Genomic DNA, 18347 nt, shown 5'->3' on the forward strand with positions numbered 1-18347 from the left:
GGACTGGAGTCGCTACCAGGGGCACCAGCGGCAAGCCGGCACGTCCCCGCACCCTAGATCTTGCGCCACCGGCAATTTCGGCGTCGGCCTAATGTCGCTTTCGGGCAAGGTGCTCAGGCCATGATCAGGCGGCACATCCCCATACCCGAAGGTCTTGAGCCATGTCTGAACTGTCCCGCAGGAATTTCCTCGGCACCGCCGCCGCCGTCACCGGAGCGGCCGCCGTCAGCGCGGCGTTGCCCGGTGCGGCCGCCGCGGCTGCTCTCCCGCGGAGCAAGCCCGCTCCGTCCGGCAAGCCGTACGGCGACATCCGTGACATCAAGCACGTCATCGTGGTCATGCAGGAGAACCGCAGCTTCGATCACTATTTCGGCGCGCTGAAGGGCGTGCGCGGTTTCGGCGACCGCTCGACCATCGTGCTCCCCGGTGGCAAGACCGTCTGGGAGCAGCCGAAGACGTTGACGACCGGGGCCGACACGCAGTACCCGTGGCGGCTGAGCGGGGCCAAGACCTGGAGTGGGGCGACCCCGCCGAGCGCCGAGCTCGGCGCCGCCAACTACGGCGGCACCAGCCACGGCTGGACCGACCAGCACGGCGCCTGGTACGGCGGGCTGATGAACGGCTGGTACTACGCCAAGGGCGGCCCGACCACGCTGGGCTACCTGGACCGCCGTGACCTGCCGTTCCATTACGCCCTCGCCGACGCCTACACGGTCGGCGACGCCTACCACTGCTCCGTGCTCAGCGCGACCGGCCCCAACCGCACCTACCTGTGGGGCGGGACGATCAACGCCGACCACAGGCACGGCAGCTTCACCGCCTACGACGGCGGCGACGAGCGCGGCAAGTTCCTGCCCTGGGAGTCCTACGCCGAGACGCTCCAGGCGGCGGGCGTCAGCTGGCGGGTCTACCAGTGCGCCGACGACTACGGCGACAACGGCCTGGAGTACTTCAACACCTTCGCCAAGCTCGACCCCACCCAGGGCGGGAAGGCCGCTCCGGGCGACGTCTACTACGACAACGGGGTGAAGAACGTCCCCGAGCCGGTCACCGGGCTGTCGGGCAACGCCGACAACATCACCGCCGCGATCCGCGCCGACGTGATCAACGGCACCCTGCCGCAGGTCAGCTGGATCGTGAACAACCAGTTCTTCTCCGAGCACCCGGTCACGGCGCCGAGCAACGGCGCGTACTTCCTCCGCGGCGTGCTCGACGCCCTCAACGCCGACCCCGACGTGTTCAACTCGACCCTGGTGATCATCAACTACGACGAGAACGACGGTCAGTTCGACCACGTCCCGCCGCCCGTGCCGGCGCCGGGCGAGGCGGACGAGTTCGTCTCCGGCACCATGGCCGCGTACGGCGTCACCCAGCCGCTCCCCGTCGGGCTCGGCTTCCGCGTGCCGCTCATCCTGATCTCGCCCTGGACCCGCGGCGGCTGGGTGACCTCGGAGGTCTCCGACCACACCTCGGTCATCCAGTTCATGGAGAAGTGGACCAGCGCGCTCGGCAAGCCCGCCGTCTCGCCCAACATCAGCGACTGGCGGCGCAAGGTCTGCGGCGACCTGACGAACGCCTTCGACTTCGAGAAGCCCGTTTACGGCATGCCCGACCTGCCGGAGACCGGGCCTCTCATCCCCGAGACGCGGTACACCCCGCTGCCGGGCGACAACACGATGCCTGCCCAGGAGGCGGGAACCAAGCGGGCGCGTCCGCTGCCGTACCAGCCGAACGCCAACCTGACCGGGTTCACCGGCGGGCCGTCCGGCGCGGTGGCGAACCTGGCGTTCAGCAACGAGGCCCCGTTCGTGACCAAGGCCAGTCACTTCGCCGTCTACAACAACCGGGCGGGGCTCCCGTCGCTGGCGCAGTACCCGGCCGCGTTCCCGGGCCAGTACACGGTCCCGGCGAAGGCGACGGCGTCCGGAACCGGCCCCGTGGGCGCCTCGGCCGGCGACACCGCGTACGACATCACCGTCACCGGGCCGAACCGGTTCCTGCGCCGTTTCGTCGGTGACCTCGCCGCCGCCGGCAAGGACCTCGTCGTCGAGGCGGCCTATTACGACGGCAAGTCGACCGCGCGGCCGAAGCTGAAGCTCTGGTTGCGCAACAACGGGGATGCGCCCGTGACGTTCATGATCACGCACAACAACTACATCTCGGACACCCCGCAGACCGTGAAGGTCGCCGCGCACGGCAAGGAGGCGTGGGCGGTCAGCCCGCTGGGCGTCAGCGGCGGCTGGTACGACGTGACCGTTACGGCCGACTGCGACGCGGCCTGGTCGCAGCGGTTCGTCGGCCACCTGGAGACCGGAGAGGCCAGCGTCACCGGCTGATCGAGCGTGCCGTACCGGAAAGGCCCTTCCGTGTCACGCGGGAGGGCCTTTCGACGCGGCGGCCCGCGAAAGCCGGCCGTCGAACATCGAGGCCGCCGCGCCCACGATCATCATGACCGCCGCCGCCGAGAAGACGACGACCAGCCCCTGGTGCACGGGACCGGAGATCATGGTGGGGAAGAACGCGTTCCCCGTGAGGCGGTCCTGCGCGGCGGGGGGCAGGGCGTGCAGGACGTCCGGCGGCAGCAGCGTCCGCACGGGGTTGTACCCGAGGAACGCGGCGAACACGCTGCCGACCGGCGGCAGGTGGCCCACGGCCTGCGCGGCCGCGGCGGGCACGCCCGCCCGCTCCAGGCTGGAGGTGAGCACGCCGGGAAGGCTCGTCGCCAGGCCGACGATCAGCAGCGAGAAGAAGATGCCGATCGACAGGGCCTGCCCCGAGTTCTGGAAGGTGCCGCGCATCCCGGCCGCCGCGCCCCGCTGGTGGGCCGGGACGCTGCTCATCACCCGCGAGGTGTTCGGGGAGGAGAAGACGCCCGACCCGACGCCGTTGACCGCCAGCAGCAGCGCGAACGCCCAGTACGGGAAGTCGACCGGCAGGGCCAGCAGGCCCAGGAAGGTGGCGGCCGTGATGAGGAGCCCGCCGGAGGCGAACAGCCGCTGGCCGTACCGGTCGGACAGGTATCCGGACACGGGCCCGGCGGCCAGGAAGCCCACGGTCAGCGGCAGCATGTAGATCCCCGCCCACAACGGGGTGTCCTCGAACGCGAAGCCGTGCAGCGGGAGCCAGATGCCCTGCAGCCAGATGATCAGCATGAACTGCAGGCCGCCCCGGCCCATGGCCGACAGCAGCACGGCGAGGCTCCCGGCCGAGAACTGCGGGATCCGGAACAGGTTCAGGTGGAACATCGGCTCGGCGACCCTGGCCTCGATCACGCAGAAAGCCGCCAGCAGCGCGACGCCGCCGGTCAGCCCCGCCAGCACCCACGGGTTCGTCCACCCGGTCGCGTGCCCGCCGTACGGCTGGATGCCGTAGGTGATGGCGGCCAGCAGCACCCCGAGCCCCAGCGCGAAGGTGACGTTGCCCGGCCAGTCGAGCCGCCCGCGCCTGCGCTCGCCCAGCTCGTTCAGCGAGGCGTACGACCAGACGGTGCCGGCCAGCCCGATCGGCACGCTGACGAGGAAGACGGCCCGCCAGTGCCACTCCGACAGCAGGCCGCCGATGAGCAGGCCGAGGAACGAGCCCGCGATGGCGGCCACCTGGTTGACCCCGAGCGCCGTGCCGCGCTGCCGCAACGGGAAGGCGTCGGTCAGGATCGCGGTCGAGTTGGCGAACAGCATGGCGCCGCCCACACCCTGCACCACCCGCCAGCCGATCAGCCACAGGGCGCCCGGGCCGCCGCTCAGCGGGTCGAGCGACAGGCCGATCGAACCGGCCGTGAATATGACGAAGCCGCTGTTGTAGATCCGCACCCGGCCGAACATGTCCCCGAGCCGCCCGGCCGGGACCACGAGGACGGCCGAGACGAGCAGGAAGCCCATGATCATCCACAGCAGGTACCCGACGTTGGCCGGCCGCAGGGGATCGAGCCCGATGCCCCGGAAGATCGCCGGGAGCGAGATGATGACGATCGACGAGTTGACGGTCGCCAGCAGCATTCCCAGCGTGGTGTTCGAGAGCGCCACCCATCGGTAGCGGGGGTGGTCCCGGTCGAACCGGCCCGCCCTCCGGTCCCGCCCCGCCGTCGCCGTCGTCGATCCCGTCGCGTCAGCCATGCCCGTGTCCTCCCGGGACACGACGATAGTACTTGCTTTGGGTAACTAACTACCGGGGCCGGGAGGACGGGCGCAGGCGTGTGACGTGCGGGCGGCTACTTGGCCAGGAAGGCCAGCAGGGCCTCGGTCACCTCCGCGGCGTGGGTCCACAGCAGCCCGTGCGGGGCGCCGTCGATCTCCACGTACTCGGCCGAGGGCAGCAGCCGGTGGAACGGGCGGCCCGTGGCGTCGATCGGCAGGATCCGGTCCGCCGTGCCGTGCAGGATCAGCGTCGGCACGTCGATCTTCGGGATGTCCCCGCGGAAGTCGGTCGTCCAGGTCGGCACGCTGGCCGCGGAGGCGTAGAAGGACGCGCCGGCGGCCACGTTCCAGCTCGCGCGCAGGGCCTCCTCGCTCAGCCGGCTGCCCAGGTTCTCGTCGGTGTTGTAGAAGTTCGCGTAGAAGTCGGTGAAGTACGCGTAGCGGTCCGCGGTCACCGCCTCCAGGATGCCGTCGAACACGGCCTGGTCCACGCCGCCGGGGTTGTCGTCGGTCTTGCGCAGGAAGGGCTCGAGCGAGGCGAGGAAGGCCGCCTTGGCCACCCGCTCCGAGCCGTACGTCCCGATGTACCGGGCGACCTCGCCGGTGCCCATGGAGAACCCGACGAGCACGACGTCGCGCAGGTCCAGGGTCGTGAGCAGCGTGTTCAGGTCGGCGGCGAAGGTGTCGTAGTCGTAGCCCGTGGTGGGCTGGCTCGACCGGCCGAACCCGCGGCGGTCGTAGGCGATGACGCGGTAGCCGGCGTCGAGCAGGGCCGGGATCTGCCTCTCCCAGGAGTGCCCGTCCAGAGGGTACCCGTGGATGAGGACGACCGGCTGCCCCGTACCGTGGTCCTCGTAGTAGATCTCGATGTCGGTGCTGTTCTCCTGCCCGACGGTGATGTACGCCACGACGATCTCCTTCGCTCACGTGGGCGGGGGACGGTCTCGGGGGTGCCCGCATGTTCCGGAAAAACCTAGCGCACGATTACATTGTGCACAAGTAAAGTGATCGCAAGGAACGTCGTCGCCCCGAGAACGGGTAGGTCAGACGGCAGGCTCCGCGCCGCCGCGCGTGTACGCGGTGACGTTCGCGATGATCCGGCGGAGGGTGGCGAGGGTCCGGGCGAACTCGTCCGGGTCGAGGCCCATGGCGTCCCCGACCGTCGCCGGCAGGCCCCTCGTGCGCTCCCGCAGGGCGGATCCCCGCTCGGTCAGGGTGATCTGCACCGCGCGCTCGTCGTCGGCCCGGCGCTCCCTGCGCAGCAGGCCGTTCGCCTCCAGCCGCTTGAGCAGCGGCGTCAGCGTGCCGTAGTCGAGCTGGAGCGCGGCGCCGAGGTCCTTGACGGAGGCCCCGGCCGCGTCGCGGCGCCACAGCACCAGCAGCACGAGATACTGCGGGTACGTCAGGCCCAGTTCCTCCAGGATCGGCCGGTAGAGGCCGGTCACGGCGCGGGAGGCCGCGTAGAGGGCGAAGCACATCTGGTCGTCGAGGATCGCCGACAGACTCCGCCGGTCGAGGTCGCTGCCGCTCATCCGCCGAGCGTAGCTCCTCTTGTGCGCGAGCAGCGTGTGCACGGTCAAATCGCACGCGAGTAATCTCCGGCAGGGCTCGTGAGGACGCCCGGGCGGGCCGCGCGGAGGCGCCGCCTCCGGCCGGGAACGAGCCGGCCGGGGCCGGCGGGACCGCGATTCCGGCGCCCCCGACGCCTCGGCGCCGCGGGCCCGCCCGGCATTGTCCGAACCGGGATCGGGAACGGTCCAAAACACCGTCCGGCCGTCCCACCGCAGCCGGCCGGCGCCTACCGTGCCCGCCGGATGAAGTCGCGGGTGGTCGCGGTCCCCGCCTCGCTGAGGAAATCGGCGAGATCCTCCGTGATCAGGGTCTTGTCGACCCCGACGGTGACGTCCTCCCGGCCGAACTCGGCCACCACCAGCCCCCCGGCCAGGTCCCCCGTCCGGCGGATCCGGACGCGCAGCGCCGGCACCGGACGGGGCTCGTCCACGGGCTGCAGGAGCCCGAGGACGTCGATCGCCACATCGTTCAGGGGCTTCGTGAGCTCCGGGGCGAACTGCGCCTCATCGACGTACGCGATGATGCGGTGTTCCGGAAACGTGCGGCTGATCACACCAGGACAGCTGCGCAACAGGGGAGTCCGGCGGATCTCCACTGAGGGTTGCGTCGGTGATGACACGGATCATCCACCGTATCCCTTCTGCACGAATATATCCGATTGTTTCAAACAGCGGCTCCCCGAGTGCCAGAAAAGTTTTGCGCATCCGCCTGGTTCGTGCACTGGTGTATCCGTAAAATTAGGCTTCATCCCTTTGGGTGGATGTATGTGCGGAACCAATCACTTTAATTAGCTCATCGGCGAGTTGTGTGCATTGTTCCGCTGTGTAGCCTCTGGGGGCACGGAAGATCAACCGCTCGCCCACGCCGGCCGGGACGTCGACGATCTCCCAGCCGATCCACTGCGTGATGGCCAGCCCCTTCAGGCTGTCGGCGTCCATGCCGAGCCCCGCGGCCAGCGCCTCCAGCCGCCACATGTCCGGCATGCGGGGGACCCGGCCGCTGAGCACGTCGGTGATCCATTGGGCGGTCAGGCGCTGGCCCGTGCTCTCACTCATGGATCGCAGGGCGAGCGTCCGGATGCTGATCCCCTGGTCTTCGAGGTGCTCCCGGATGCAGTCGTTCAAGGGAGTGGGGGGCGAATCGGCTGTCACGCGGCGGGGGGCCATTCGGTTGTCAGCTCCTCGGGGTTTTTCTCTCCGTGATCGCCCCCATCATGCCCGCTAGATCTTGCTGACAGGGCCGGAATCCCCGACGAAGCATAGGTTCGTTCTGTCAACAAGATGGGTCGGGGCGCGACCGCGCAGGTGGGGAAGCGTTTGGGGAATCTTTCTGAATCGCCTGCGCACGCTTTCCCTCCGCATTACAGTTCATGGCTGTCAGCGAATTCTGATGACGCGGATTCTCCTGACAGGCATCCTCGATCGGGATTTCGCGCCGCCGCTCCTCAGGGGGAGGCGATCCCGATCCGGGTGCGCGCTCCGCGTACGACGGCCTTCATCCGCCGTCGTCGCGCGCATCCGGTCCCGGCAGCACGGAAGCGCGTCGCGTCTTCCGCCGACCTCGTGAAAGGAATCGTCTCTTGACGATGAAGAAAGCTCTGGTCACCGGCGTGCTGGCCGCCTCCGCCGCGGTCTCGTCGGTCGCGCTGTCACAGGCGCCGGCGAGCGCCAACGACACCACATCGACCCCGCGCTCGGTCACGGTCACGGTGCACGTCACCAAGACGAAGAAGCACGTCGTGCGGCACAGGCGCCCCAAGATCAAGATCGTCCGCAAGTACATCCACGAGTACATCGTGAAGGGCACGACCTACGTGCTGCCGGACTGCCAGTACGTGGTCCACGGGGGCGTCTACGTCTCGGCGTCCTGCGGCCCGGACCTGACCCGTCCGGTCTACGTCGCGCGCGGCCGCGTCTACGACCTCCCCGGCGACTGGTGCGACCGCGCTCCGAGCACCATGCCCGGCCTGGGCCTGAGCGACGCGGTGTACGTCCTGAACGGCCGCTGGTTCGCGATGCCGGGCTACTGATGCGACCAGCGCACCGGCCTCCCCGGTCGCGCTGGTTCGGCCTCCCTGGCCGGAGGTCCGGATAGGGCTGAGGACGGCCCCGGCCAAGGGGGTGCCGGTCAACGGCCCCGGCCCGAGTGACCAGGTCAGGGTGGCGCCGCTCGGCGGTCCCGACCGCACACGGGGTCGCCGGCCGGCGACGTCGCCGCCGCGGTTCAGGGTGTGAGGCCCCCGGAACCGCGGTGGCGACGGCACCGCACCATCCCCGCGGGAGCGTAGCCCGCGGGGATGCACGAAGACCCGGAGACGCTTTAGGGGGGTGTTTCCGGGATGTTCGCGGCGTGGGCGGGTTTCCGACGCCCGCCCGGCCAGCTCGCGCCCTGCACCTGGGCATGAGCGGCGCGACTGGAGTGCCGCGACGAGAGCGGCTGCGACGGGGCTCGCAGCCGCTCTCCTTCATGCCCGGTCCCGGACTCAACAGGCGGAGTCGGCGAGGACCCAGTAGTCGGGTCCGGTCTGCCGCAGGGCGTGGACGGTGAAGGTGTTCCACAGCCCCATGGCGTCGTTCGAGCCGTTGGCGTAGGTGTAGCCGCCCGACTGGTGGGCCCGTCCGGCCGTGGTGTGGGCGTAGTTGCTGGCCCGCACGCACGTCCCCGTCGGCGTGGGCGTGGGCGTGGGCGTCGGGCTGGCCGTCGGCGTCGGCGTCGGGGTCGGTGTGGGGGTGGGGGTGGGCGTGGATCCGCCGCCGTCCAGGCCGAAGAAGCGGGCGTCGTGGTAGGCCGAGCAGATCGTGTCGAGGAAGTAGGCCGCCGTGGCGCCGCACTGGTCGGCGGCGCTCCCGGGGTCGACGGGCAGCCCGTGGCCCATCCCGGCGATCTCGTACAGGCGCACGTCGTCGGCGCCGTACACCTTCAGCGTCGTGCCGCCGGTGAGCGACTGGGTGGACGTGGGGGTCTGCGACACTCCGCGGACGTTGGTCCACTGGTCGCGCAGCTGGGTTCCGTTGGCCGGGGTGACGGTGTAGTCCGACTGGCCCTGCCAGATCGCGACACGCGGGTACGGCCCGGAGTAGCCGGGGTAGGCGGCCCGTACGAGGTCGCCCCACTGCTGCGGGGTCTTGTTCGTGGCGCTGTACTGGCAGCCGGACGCCTCCGTGAGGCTGCTCGCGCACCGGTACGCGAGGCCCGCCCCGATGGAGCCGGCCGCGAAGACGTCCGGGTACGCCGCGAGCATGACGGCCGACATGGCGCCGCCCGCCGACAGGCCGCTGACGTAGACCCGCGCGGGATCGGTGCCGTACTGGGAGACGGCGTAGGCCACCATGGCCCGGACCGAGGCCGCCTCGCCCTGGCCCCGGCTGGTGTCGCCGGTCTGGAACCAGTTGAAGCAGCTGGAGGAGTTGTTGGCGCTGCTGGTCTGCGGCAGCACCAGGGCGAAGTTCCACTGGTCGGCGTACTTGCGCCAGCCCGAGTTGGCGAAGTAGCCGCTCGCGTCCTGGGTGCAGCCGTGCAGGAGCACCACCAGGGGCCGGCCGCTCGGCAGGCCGTCGGGGCGGTAGGCGTACATGGACAGGTTGCCGGGGTTGGACCCGAACGAGGAGACCTGCACCAGCGACGCCGCCTGGGCGGGAGTCGTGGTCAGGGCGGCCGCGGCGAGCCCGGACAGCGCGAGGAGGACGGCCAGGAGGGCGCGGGCGGTCCGGGACGGCCGCGCGGAGAGGGGTGTGACCATGGGGGTGCTCCTTGTGACCTGGATCACGGTCCTTACCGCGCACGCTAGGTCGTCGGTGATCCTCCCGACATGTCCGCGAAACACACTCTTCGCCCGCCTGTCATGGCCCTGTCGAGGAGGCGTGGCCGACGGGCGGCTCCGCGGGGTTGACAGGCCCCCGGTCGCGGCCGCTATCGTTCAGGCAGCCGGACGGCTGCATATGAGGAACGGCGGACGATGGACGAGGTGTTCAAGGCGCTGGCCGACGCCAGCCGCCGCCGCCTGCTCGACAGCCTGAACGCCCGCAACGGCCAGAGCCTGCGGGAACTGTGCGCCGGGCTCGACATGGCCCGGCAGTCGGTCAGCAAGCACCTGGCCGTGCTGGAGGCCGCCAACCTCGTGACCACGGTCTGGCGGGGCCGGGAGAAGCTCCACTACCTGAACCCCGTGCCCATCAACGCCATCGCCGACCGGTGGATGAGCCGGTACGACCGCGAGCGGGCGGGCGCGCTCGCCGACCTGAAGACCGCATTGGAGCTGGAGCCCATGGGCGACCCGGAGTTCGTCTACACGATCTACATCAAGACGACGCCGGAGCGGCTGTGGCAGGCGCTCGTCGACCCGGCCTTCACCCGGCGCTACTGGGGGATCGGCTTCACCTCCGACTGGCGGCCCGGGTCGCCCATGACCTGGGAGAAGGACGGCGTCACCGTCGCCGACCCCGAGCAGGTGGTCGTCGCGGCCGAGCCCGGCCGCCGGTTGTCGTACACCTGGCACACGCTCACCCCGGAGTTCGCCGCGGCCGTGGGGCTGGACGAGGAGACGGCCGCGCGGCTGCGGGGCGAGCGGCGCTCGACCGTCACGTTCGAGATCGAGCCCGCGGGGGAGGCGGTCCGGCTGACCGTGGTCCACGGCGGCTTCGAGCCGGGCGGCGAGATCCGGGGGATGGTGGGCCAGGGCTGGCCCGCCGTGCTGTCGAGCCTGAAGTCGCTGCTGGAGACCGGGGACCCCCTCCCTTAAGAGGCCGCTGGGTGGGCCGCCGTCAGGCCAGGAGCGTCCCGAAGACCAGTGAGAAGAACGCGTCGAAGGCCTCGCCGGAGCGTTCGGCGCGCGCCCTGACGAGCGTCCCCTCCCATGCGCTGAGCACGAAGACGGCCGTCGCCTCGGGGTCGAGGCCGGGCCGCAGGTCTCCGGCCCTGCGAGCCTCGTCGAGAACCCCGGTGATCAGGGCCGACCACTGCGCGAACCCCTCCCGCACGGCCGTCCGCAGCGTCTCGCTGTGGTCGGCGATCTCGGCGCTGAAGTTGCCGAGCATGCAGCCCCGGGCGAAGCCGTGCCGTACGGTCTCGTCGCGGAGGAACTCGAAGTGGGCGCGCAGCCGGGCCAGCGGTTCGACGCTCCGGTCGGTCAGGTCCCGCATGCGCACGGTCTCGCCGTAGCGGTCGAGCGCCACGACGGCGAGCGCCTCCTTGCTGGGGAAGTGGTTGTAGAACGACCCCTTGGGGACGCCGGCCGCGTCGGTGATGTCCTTCACGCCGGCGGCGTTGTAGCCCCGGGCGTGGAACTGCTCGAACGCGGCCTCGACGATCTCCTTGCGCATGCCGACCCTGGCCATGCGATCAATATGTCCGGTCGTCTCGCCCGACGTCAAACCGCCGTACGTCCGGTCAGCCGCGGGCGAGGCGGGGGAGCAGCGCGGAGGCGATCGCGATCATCGCGGCGGCCGTGACGAGCAGCACCCCGAAGTCGAGCGCGAGCCGGGCGTCGGTGCCGGCCAGCAGCCCCCGCAGCGCCTCGACCTCGTAGCTCAACGGGTTGACGTGGTTGACGACCTGCAGCCAGCCGGGCATGAGCTGCACCGGGTAGAGCGCGTTGGACGCGAAGAACAACGGCATGGTGATCGCCTGGCCGATGCCCATCAGACGGTCGCGCGACAGCACGAGCCCGGCGATCGTGATCGACAGGCAGCAGAAGAACACCGAGCCCAGCACGAGGGCGAGGGCCACGCCGAGCAGCTTCAGCGGGTTGGCCGTGATGTGCACGCCGAGCACCAGCGCGAGCAGGAGCACGACGACGGCCTGCGCCAGCGCCCGGACCCCGGCGGCGAACGCCTTGGCCCCGACCAGCGCGACCCGGGGCGTCGGCGTGACCAGCAGCTTGGCCAGCACCCCGGCGTCCCGCTCCCAGATGATCTGGATGCCGTAGAAGATGGCGATGAACAGCGCCGACTGCGCGAGGATGCCGGGGGCGAGGAAGTCCAGGTAGGGCGTCGAGCCCGTGGGGATCGCCCGGATCCGGGTGAAGACCTGGCCGAACACGAGCAGCCACAGGGCCGGCTGGATCGCCCGGGTGACCAGCTCGGTGCGGTCGTGGCGCAGCTTCTGCAGCTCCACCAGGCACATCGTGCCGGTGCGCGAGAGCGCCGTGCGGACCAGGCCGGGCGACCCGGCCTCAGCCGACGCGGCGGGCGGTGCGACGGGCGGCGCGGACATCGCGGATCCCTCCGTTCTCTGTCTCGGGGGCGAGCGCGTCCCCCGTGTGGTGGCGGAACACGTCGTCGAGCGTGGCGCCGGGGCCGAGCGCGCCCTTCAGCGCGGCGGGGGAGCCGACGGCCCTGACCCGGCCGCGGTGCATGAGCGCGACGCGCTCGCAGTGCTCGTCGGCCTCCTGCATCGCGTGGGTCGTGACGAGCACGGTCATGCCCGTCTCGGCCCGGACGGCCTCGATCCGGTCCCACACGCCCTCGCGGGCCACCGGGTCGAGGCCCACCGTCGGCTCGTCGAGGATCAGCAGCCGCGGGGCGCTGACCAGGGCCTGGGCGAGCTCCAGCCGGCGCAGCATGCCCCCGGAGTAGGTCTTCGCCTGCCGGTCGGCCACGTCGGCGAGGCTCACGGCGTCGAGGGCGGCGGCCACCTGCTCGGCCCGCGCGCGACGGGGCAGGTCGTAGAGCCGGGCGAACAGCGCGACGTTCTCCCTGCCCGTCAGCGTGCCGTCGGCCGACAGCTGCTGGGGGACGTACCCGATCAGGCGGCGCACGGCCGTCCTGTCGCGGCCGACGTCCCGGCCCAGCACCTCGATCGTGTCCGGCGGGGCGGGCAGCAGCGTGGTGATCATCCTGATGGTGGTGGTCTTGCCGGCGCCGTTCGGCCCGAGCAGGCCGAACACCTCGCCGGGTTCGATCAGCAAATCGAGCCCGTCGACCGCGACGGTCGCGCCGAAGGCGTGCCGCAGTCCCGTGCACCGTACGGCGGGGGTCACTGGTCCTCCTCCTCGGCCAATTCGGAAAGCAGGTGCCGCAGGGCGGGGAGCGCGGCGCCGATGGCGGCGAGCTCCCCCGGGGGCAGCCGGTCGAGGGCGTCGCCGACGAGCATCCGGCGTGACTCCCGCCACCGGGCCATCCGCGCGACCGCGGCGTCGGTGACGAAGAGCCGGGCCGCCCGGCGGTCCGCGGGGTCGACCTCCCGGCGCAGCAGCCCGGCGTCGGCCAGCTGGTTCACCAGCGTGCTCACCGAGTTGCCGGCCAGGTGGAGCCCGCGGGCGGCGGCGGCGACGCCGATCCCCGGCTCGGCCGCGACGATCTGGAGCAGCTCCACGTGCGCGCCGCGCAGCCGGGGGCCGGGCAGCTGCTCGCGCAACCGGCGGCGGGTGACCCGCCGTATCCCCGTGAGGACGGTCATCAGCTCCTCGGCCGTGGCCTGAGCAGGGGCGGCACTCATGGGACCAATATAGCTCCTATTGAGAGGTATTTGACCCGGGGGTCCCCGCGGCCCGCGCGGGCGTCCCGCCTACCGTGAGGGAGTGGGGGAGATCCTCGTCGGGACGGCGTCGTGGACGGACCGGACGCTGCTGCGGTCGGGCTGGTACCCGCCCGACGTCACCACGCCCGAGGAGCGGCTGCGCTACTACGCCGGCCGCTTCCCCGTCGTGGAGGTCGACGCCACCTACTACGCCCTGCCCGCCGAGGGGACGGCCCGCCTGTGGGCCGAGCGGACGCCGCCGGGATTCGTCTTCGACGTCAAGGCGTTCTCGCTGCTCACCGGCCATCCGACCCGCCCGCGCGCGCTCCCCGCCGACCTGCGCGCGTCACTGGGGGAGGGCGAAGGGAACCTGTACGTCCAGGACCTCGACCCGGCCCTGGTGGAGCGGGTGTGGGAGCGATTCGTCTCGGCGCTGCTGCCGCTGCGGGAGGCGGGCAGGTTCGGCGCCGTGCTGTTCCAGTTCCCCCGCTGGTTCCCGATCGGCGGGCGCGCCAAGCGCTACATCCTGGAGTGCGGGCGCCGGTGCGGTCCGCTGCCGATCTCGGTGGAGTTCCGCAACCGCACCTGGATGACCGAGGAGAACCGGGCCGAGACGCTCGACTTCCTCCGCTCGTACGCCATCCCGTACGTGTGCGTCGACATGCCGCAGGGCCACCCGTGCTCGATCCCGCCGGTCGTGGCGGCCACGGCTGACCTGGAGATCGTCCGGTTCCACGGGCGCAGCGACAAGTGGACGAGCCACGACATCCACGAGCGCTTCGGCTACCTCTACTCGCCCGAGGAGCTGGAGGAGTGGGCGCCCCGGCTGTGCGAGCTCGGCCGGGAGGCGTCCACCACGCACGTGCTGATGAACAACTGTTACCGCGACCACGCGCAGACGAACGCCCGCCAGCTCGCGGGCATCCTCGCCGCGATGCGGGACTGCGCCGTCCGCCCCGCTCCCGCCTCCGGATGAGCCCGGCTGATGGCCGAGCCGGAGTGGCGCGCGGGGGCGGTCAGAGCTCGCCGAGCCGTCCGCGCAGGTGCCGGGCCTGCGGCTCGCTCATGCCCGCGTCGAGCGCCCGTCCGTAGGCGGCGCGGGCCTCCTCCGCCCGGCCGAGGCGGTGCAGCAGCTCCGCGCGGGTGGCGTGCCACCAGGGGTAGGCGTCGAGCCCGGCGATCTCGTCCACGAGGGCGAGGCCGGCCGCCGGGCCGTCGCGCTCGCCCACGGCGACCGCGCGGTTGAGCCGGACGACCGGGGTGTCCTGCACCGTGAGCAGCACGTCGTACCAGGACACGATCGCGTCCCACGCGGTTTCGGCGTAGGACGGGGCGAGCGCGTGGCAGGCGGCGATGGCGGCCTGGACGGCGTAGGGGTCGGGCCGCCCGGGGCTGCGCCGCAGGGCCGCTCCCGCGAGCCCGACCCCCTCCTTGATCGCCTCCGGGTTCCACCGCTCCCGGTCCTGGTCGGCCAGCAGCACCGGCCGTCCCTCCCCGTCGAGGCGGGCCTCGCGCCGGGAGTCGTGCAGCAGCATCAGCGCGAGCAGGCCGAGCACGGTCGGCTCGTCCGGCATCAGCTCGGCCAGCAGCCGGGCCAGGCGGACGGCCTCCCGCGTCAGCGCGACCCTGACCAGGTCGGCGCCCGCGCCCGCCGCGTACCCCTCGTTGAAGATGAGGTAGACGGTGGCCGCGACGCCGGACAGCCGGGCGGGCAGCTCCTCGGCGGCGGGCACCCGGTACGGGATCCGCGCCTGCGCGATCTTCTGCTTGGCCCGGGTGAGCCGCTTGGCCATGGTCGCCTCGGGCACCAGGAGCGCCCGGGCGACCTCGGCCGTGGACAGCCCGCCGAGCGTGCGCAGGGCGAGCGCGACCTGCGCCTCCAGGTTGAGCGCCGGATGGCAGCAGGTGAAGACGAGCCGGAGCAGGTCGTCGCGGACGACCTCGGGCGGCTCGGGGGCGGGGTCGATCCAGGTCATCGCCTCCGCCTCCTTGCCCGCCCGCCGGTTCTCCCGCCTGATCAGGTCGACGGCCCGGTTCTTCGCCGTGACCACGAGCCAGGCGCGCGGGTTGTCCGGCACGCCGTCGCGCGGCCACGTCTCCAGCGCCCGCACGACGGCGTCCTGCACCGCGTCCTGGGCCAGGTCGATGCCGCCGGTGACGCGGACCAGCGTGGCGAGCACGCGGGTGCCCTCCTCGCGCACCAGCCGCGCCACCGCGTCACCGGCCCCGGGCATCTCCGCGCGTCAGAACTGGATGACCGGGCGGACCTCGACGACCCCGTTCCAGGCCGCCGGGATCTTCGCCGCGACCGCCACGGCCTCGTCGAGGTCGGCGCACTCCAGGACGTAGTAGCCGGTGAGCGCCTCCTTCGTCTCGGCGTACGGGCCGTCGCTGGTGATGACGTCGCCGCCCTTGCCGCCCTGGACGCGGACGGTGGTGGCGGTGGCCGTGGGGTAGAGGGCGTGGCCGCCCCTGATGACGGCCTCGGCCGCCTCGCCGAACTCCTGGTACTCCTTCATCTCCTGGCCGTACTCGGGGCGCGTCCAGTCGACGTCGGGCGTGTAGGTGAAAGCGATATAGGTCGGCATCGGTGCTCCTTGCGTGCCCGGGCGGGTCTCCGTCGCCCGCCTTCTCCAGATGGACGAACGGCCCTCGCCCGTTCTGGACACTCTAGGCCGACCGATTTCCCGCGACCTCGCGTACGACAGGAAGAGCGGCCCGTCAGCCGGGGTTGTTCGCGTGGGTGAGCGTCTCCCAGGCCGTGAACAGCAGGTTGGTCCCTGCGGGGCGCTGCTGCTCGGTGAGCTTCTGGGTATTGGTCATCGCGATCCCCATGCGGTTGTGCAGCGCGTTGAAGCCCACCTCGGTGACCGGGCCCAGGCCGAGCGTGAGCGAGCCGCCGCACAGCCAGGACGGCACGGCCGTCCCGAGCTGGTACTTGGACTGGAACCCGAGCGCCTGGCGGAGCCGTTCCGAGACCTCCGGGTAGAGGTCCTGGCCCTGGATGCGGGTGGTCTCCGCGACATGGGAGATGGCCGAGATGCCGTACCCGGTGTGGGTGAAGTCCCGGCACGTCTCCTGGGTGAGGCCGTCGACGAACGTCGTCTGCCCCTGCCAGTACTTCACGATCTTGTCCCGGGTGTCGAGCCCGCTGCCGGGCGTCGTCTTCGGGAGCGCGCCGTCGGAGGCGATGTAGATGTAGGCCGGCACCCGGGCGCGGAACTTCGCGATGGCCTTGTCGTAGCTCGTCCGGTCCTCCAGGAAGACGGAGATGCCGACGGCGGCCTCCATCATGCTGAGCTCCCAGTTGCCGTTGCTGTTCGAGCCGTTGATCACCTTCGGCAGGTACACGGTGCGCAGCATTGTGGCGAACCGGTTGACGTTCGGCCAGCTGGAGTAGGTGTAGCGGATGATCTCGGCGGCCCGCGGCCAGACCGACCCGGCCCACCCGGTCTGCAGCGGGGCGTTGCTGTTTGTGTGGTCGGTGATCACGGCCGACCAGGCGTCCATGATCTGGATGGCCTTGGTGGCGTACCGGCTGTCGCGGGTGACGTACCAGGCCAGGGCGAGCGTGTAGGCGGCCAGCGCGTCCTGCCGCTCGTCGGTGCATCCGTAGTTGGGGTTGGAGTAGCTGCCGCACTCGACCACGGCCCGCGGCTTGGGCGTGCGCGACAGCGAGGCGAGGGAGCTGGCCATCATCTGGTCGTAGGCGGCCTTCCACGGCTGGGCGCCCGCGTTGACCTTGCTCCGGACGAAGTCGAGCTGGGCCCGGCCGACGAGCACTCCCGGATGGGTGAACGCGGCCGGGGCGGCGGCCGCCGGGGCGGCCGGCGACGCGGTGACGGAGAGGGCCGCGACGAGCGCGGCCGCGCCTATGGAGAGGGCGGAACGGCGCATGGGGGGTGCTCCTGTTTCGGCTCTGTGGCGGCGAGGAGGGGGTGACCCCCGACGGATGCGCCGGGGGAGGGGGGCCGCCTTGACCGCTCATCCCAGGGCATCCGCACGCCGCCCGTCAAGACTTTTAGGAAACTTTCCTAACATTCAGCCCGGCGGGTCCGGGCGCCCGCCCCGGGGGAAATGCGAGGCGCCGTTCATTCGCGAAATGCGCGCAGTGCGCGCCGAAAAAGCGTCGTGAACGCATTCGGGGCCGCGGGTTCGGAATGCCGTGGTTCGCGGGCTCCCTGGTTTATCGCTTTTCCATCCCTGTACCTTCGTTTACCGTTCCATAAATCTACTGCCAGGGGCTATGTCGAACCGGCCGGTATTCTCGGCACGCATCACCGTATGGGTGATGGCCCGAATTCTACGCATCTGTTAGGGGATGGAATTTGATTCCTCCTGCAATTGGAACGAGATTCGATCCGCTCGGTGGACGGCTGGCGAAAGGCGCGGCCGCCCTGACGCTCGCGGTGGCCGCGCTGTCGGTCCCGCTGCCCGCGAGCGCCGCGGCCCCGCCGTCGGGAGTCGGCGTGGCGCCGATGCGCGACGGCGTCCCCATCGTTCCGGCAACCTCCCGCCCGCACCGGTCCTGCCGCCACCACCCGGACAACCCGCGCTGCCGGCCGGGGCAGCACCGGGTCAGGCACCACCGCCCGAACGAGCACGCCGGGCCCGGCCGCCCCGAGGGGGGGCGCCCCGCTCAGCCCGCTGCGATCGGGGGCTCCTCGCCGCAGCACTCGACGAACGGGGGCAACCAGGGCGGTCCGTCGGGGCCGCGGGGGACCTCCGGCGGCACCACGGGGAACGGTCCGGTCGTGCACCACACGCCCGGCGTCGTCCACGTGCCGGAGCACGACGGGGTGAGCCGGCCGCGTCCCGTGGCGACCCCGACGGTGACGGTCACGCCGACCGTCTCCGCCACCCGGACGGTCGTCGCCACCCCGCCGCCCGTGGCCGCCCCGCCGTCCCCCGCCGCGACCGCCGAGGGCACGCCGGCGACCGGCCGCGAGGCGACCGACCCCGGTCCCCTGGTGGCGGTGCCGGCTCCGAGCCTGGGCCTGGGGCTCGACCTGGGCCTCGACCTCGGCCTCGGCCTGGGCTCGGCGCTCGGGGGCTGCTCGCGCCAGTGCGTGCCCGCCGGGAACACCGGCGTCGCCGGGCCGCTCGCCCAGACGGCCGGCGCCGTCTCGCCGTGCGCGGGCACGCTGGTCGCCTCGCCGTGCGGGCAGAGCGTGGACGACGGCGCCG

At 71.6% G+C, this 18347-nt stretch carries 18 protein-coding genes; 5 read left to right on the top strand and 13 right to left on the bottom strand.

Translation table 11 applies throughout. The annotated features are described in order from the left end of the window. Window positions 1–161: 161 nt before the first annotated feature. Window positions 162–2336, top strand: coding sequence for a phosphocholine-specific phospholipase C (locus MPTA5024_RS38130; RefSeq protein WP_036333375.1), 2175 nt, complete (start codon window positions 162–164; stop codon window positions 2334–2336). Between the two features lie 33 nt (window positions 2337–2369). Here the strand turns inward: MPTA5024_RS38130 and MPTA5024_RS38135 are convergent, their stop codons facing one another. The 5 genes from MPTA5024_RS38135 to MPTA5024_RS38155 all read right to left on the bottom strand — a co-directional run bounded on the left by MPTA5024_RS38135 (window position 2370) and on the right by MPTA5024_RS38155 (window position 6760). Beyond that, on the bottom strand, window positions 2370–4112 hold the full coding sequence (locus MPTA5024_RS38135; RefSeq protein ID WP_051459181.1) for an MFS transporter: 1743 nt from the start codon (window positions 4110–4112) through the stop codon (window positions 2370–2372). 95 nt (window positions 4113–4207) lie between these two features. Continuing rightward, window positions 4208–5041, bottom strand: coding sequence for an alpha/beta fold hydrolase (locus tag MPTA5024_RS38140; protein ID WP_036333377.1), 834 nt, complete (start codon window positions 5039–5041; stop codon window positions 4208–4210). A gap of 135 nt (window positions 5042–5176) precedes the next feature. Next, entirely contained in the window at window positions 5177–5665 is a 489-nt protein-coding gene (locus MPTA5024_RS38145) for a MarR family winged helix-turn-helix transcriptional regulator (RefSeq protein WP_036333379.1), read from the bottom strand. 266 nt (window positions 5666–5931) lie between these two features. Further along, window positions 5932–6258, bottom strand: coding sequence for a hypothetical protein (locus MPTA5024_RS38150; RefSeq protein ID WP_036333381.1), 327 nt, complete (start codon window positions 6256–6258; stop codon window positions 5932–5934). Window positions 6259–6442: 184 nt separating this feature from the next. Next, window positions 6443–6760, bottom strand: a complete 318-nt coding sequence (locus MPTA5024_RS38155; protein ID WP_157099948.1) for a hypothetical protein — start codon at window positions 6758–6760, stop codon at window positions 6443–6445. Between the two features lie 530 nt (window positions 6761–7290). Here MPTA5024_RS38155 and MPTA5024_RS38160 point away from each other — a divergent pair. After that, on the top strand, window positions 7291–7734 hold the full coding sequence (locus tag MPTA5024_RS38160; RefSeq protein WP_036333385.1) for a hypothetical protein: 444 nt from the start codon (window positions 7291–7293) through the stop codon (window positions 7732–7734). Between the two features lie 453 nt (window positions 7735–8187). On the opposite strand, the gene MPTA5024_RS38165 is transcribed toward MPTA5024_RS38160, so the two are convergent. Beyond that, complete coding sequence (locus tag MPTA5024_RS38165) at window positions 8188–9444, bottom strand: extracellular catalytic domain type 1 short-chain-length polyhydroxyalkanoate depolymerase (protein ID WP_036333387.1); 1257 nt, start codon at window positions 9442–9444, stop codon at window positions 8188–8190. A gap of 216 nt (window positions 9445–9660) precedes the next feature. Between MPTA5024_RS38165 and MPTA5024_RS38170 the strand changes: the two genes are divergently transcribed. Then, window positions 9661–10443: an ArsR/SmtB family transcription factor gene (locus MPTA5024_RS38170; protein WP_036333389.1), complete on the top strand. Its 783-nt coding sequence runs from the start codon at window positions 9661–9663 to the stop codon at window positions 10441–10443. Window positions 10444–10465: 22 nt separating this feature from the next. Here the strand turns inward: MPTA5024_RS38170 and MPTA5024_RS38175 are convergent, their stop codons facing one another. From MPTA5024_RS38175 to MPTA5024_RS38190, 4 genes are read right to left on the bottom strand one after another with little or no spacing between them, the layout of a single operon-like run. After that, window positions 10466–11038, bottom strand: a complete 573-nt coding sequence (locus MPTA5024_RS38175; RefSeq protein ID WP_036333391.1) for a TetR/AcrR family transcriptional regulator — start codon at window positions 11036–11038, stop codon at window positions 10466–10468. Between the two features lie 52 nt (window positions 11039–11090). Further along, complete coding sequence (locus tag MPTA5024_RS38180) at window positions 11091–11915, bottom strand: ABC transporter permease (RefSeq protein WP_036333394.1); 825 nt, start codon at window positions 11913–11915, stop codon at window positions 11091–11093. Further along, window positions 11875–12681 carry an ABC transporter ATP-binding protein gene (locus MPTA5024_RS38185; RefSeq protein WP_036333396.1) on the bottom strand — a complete coding sequence of 269 codons (807 nt, stop codon included), beginning with the start codon at window positions 12679–12681 and terminating at the stop codon, window positions 11875–11877. Before MPTA5024_RS38185 ends, MPTA5024_RS38180 begins: the two co-directional genes overlap by 41 nt. Next, window positions 12678–13139, bottom strand: coding sequence for a MarR family winged helix-turn-helix transcriptional regulator (locus MPTA5024_RS38190; RefSeq protein ID WP_036333398.1), 462 nt, complete (start codon window positions 13137–13139; stop codon window positions 12678–12680). The genes MPTA5024_RS38185 and MPTA5024_RS38190 overlap by 4 nt, the downstream gene beginning before the upstream one ends. A gap of 82 nt (window positions 13140–13221) precedes the next feature. Between MPTA5024_RS38190 and MPTA5024_RS38195 the strand changes: the two genes are divergently transcribed. Continuing rightward, on the top strand, window positions 13222–14136 hold the full coding sequence (locus tag MPTA5024_RS38195) for a DUF72 domain-containing protein (protein WP_051459182.1): 915 nt from the start codon (window positions 13222–13224) through the stop codon (window positions 14134–14136). Between the two features lie 40 nt (window positions 14137–14176). Here MPTA5024_RS38195 and MPTA5024_RS38200 read toward each other — a convergent pair whose 3' ends face one another. The 3 genes from MPTA5024_RS38200 to MPTA5024_RS38210 form a co-directional block, all read right to left on the bottom strand. Next, the gene (locus MPTA5024_RS38200; protein WP_036333400.1) at window positions 14177–15394 is read right to left on the bottom strand and encodes an RNA polymerase sigma factor; all 1218 of its coding nucleotides are present in this window, start codon (window positions 15392–15394) and stop codon (window positions 14177–14179) included. 9 nt (window positions 15395–15403) lie between these two features. Then, window positions 15404–15748 carry a YciI family protein gene (locus MPTA5024_RS38205; RefSeq protein ID WP_036333402.1) on the bottom strand — a complete coding sequence of 115 codons (345 nt, stop codon included), beginning with the start codon at window positions 15746–15748 and terminating at the stop codon, window positions 15404–15406. A 133-nt stretch (window positions 15749–15881) separates the two neighbouring features. Continuing rightward, window positions 15882–17057, bottom strand: coding sequence for an alginate lyase family protein (locus MPTA5024_RS38210; RefSeq protein ID WP_036333404.1), 1176 nt, complete (start codon window positions 17055–17057; stop codon window positions 15882–15884). An 857-nt stretch (window positions 17058–17914) separates the two neighbouring features. Here MPTA5024_RS38210 and MPTA5024_RS43130 point away from each other — a divergent pair. Continuing rightward, window positions 17915–18347: hypothetical protein (locus MPTA5024_RS43130; RefSeq protein ID WP_442922128.1), on the top strand; the 433-nt coding region annotated here is incomplete at its 3' end.

Origin of the sequence: Microbispora sp. ATCC PTA-5024 (assembly GCF_000511135.2) — a bacterium.
Taxonomy (GTDB): Bacteria; Actinomycetota; Actinomycetes; order Streptosporangiales; family Streptosporangiaceae; genus Microbispora; species Microbispora corallina.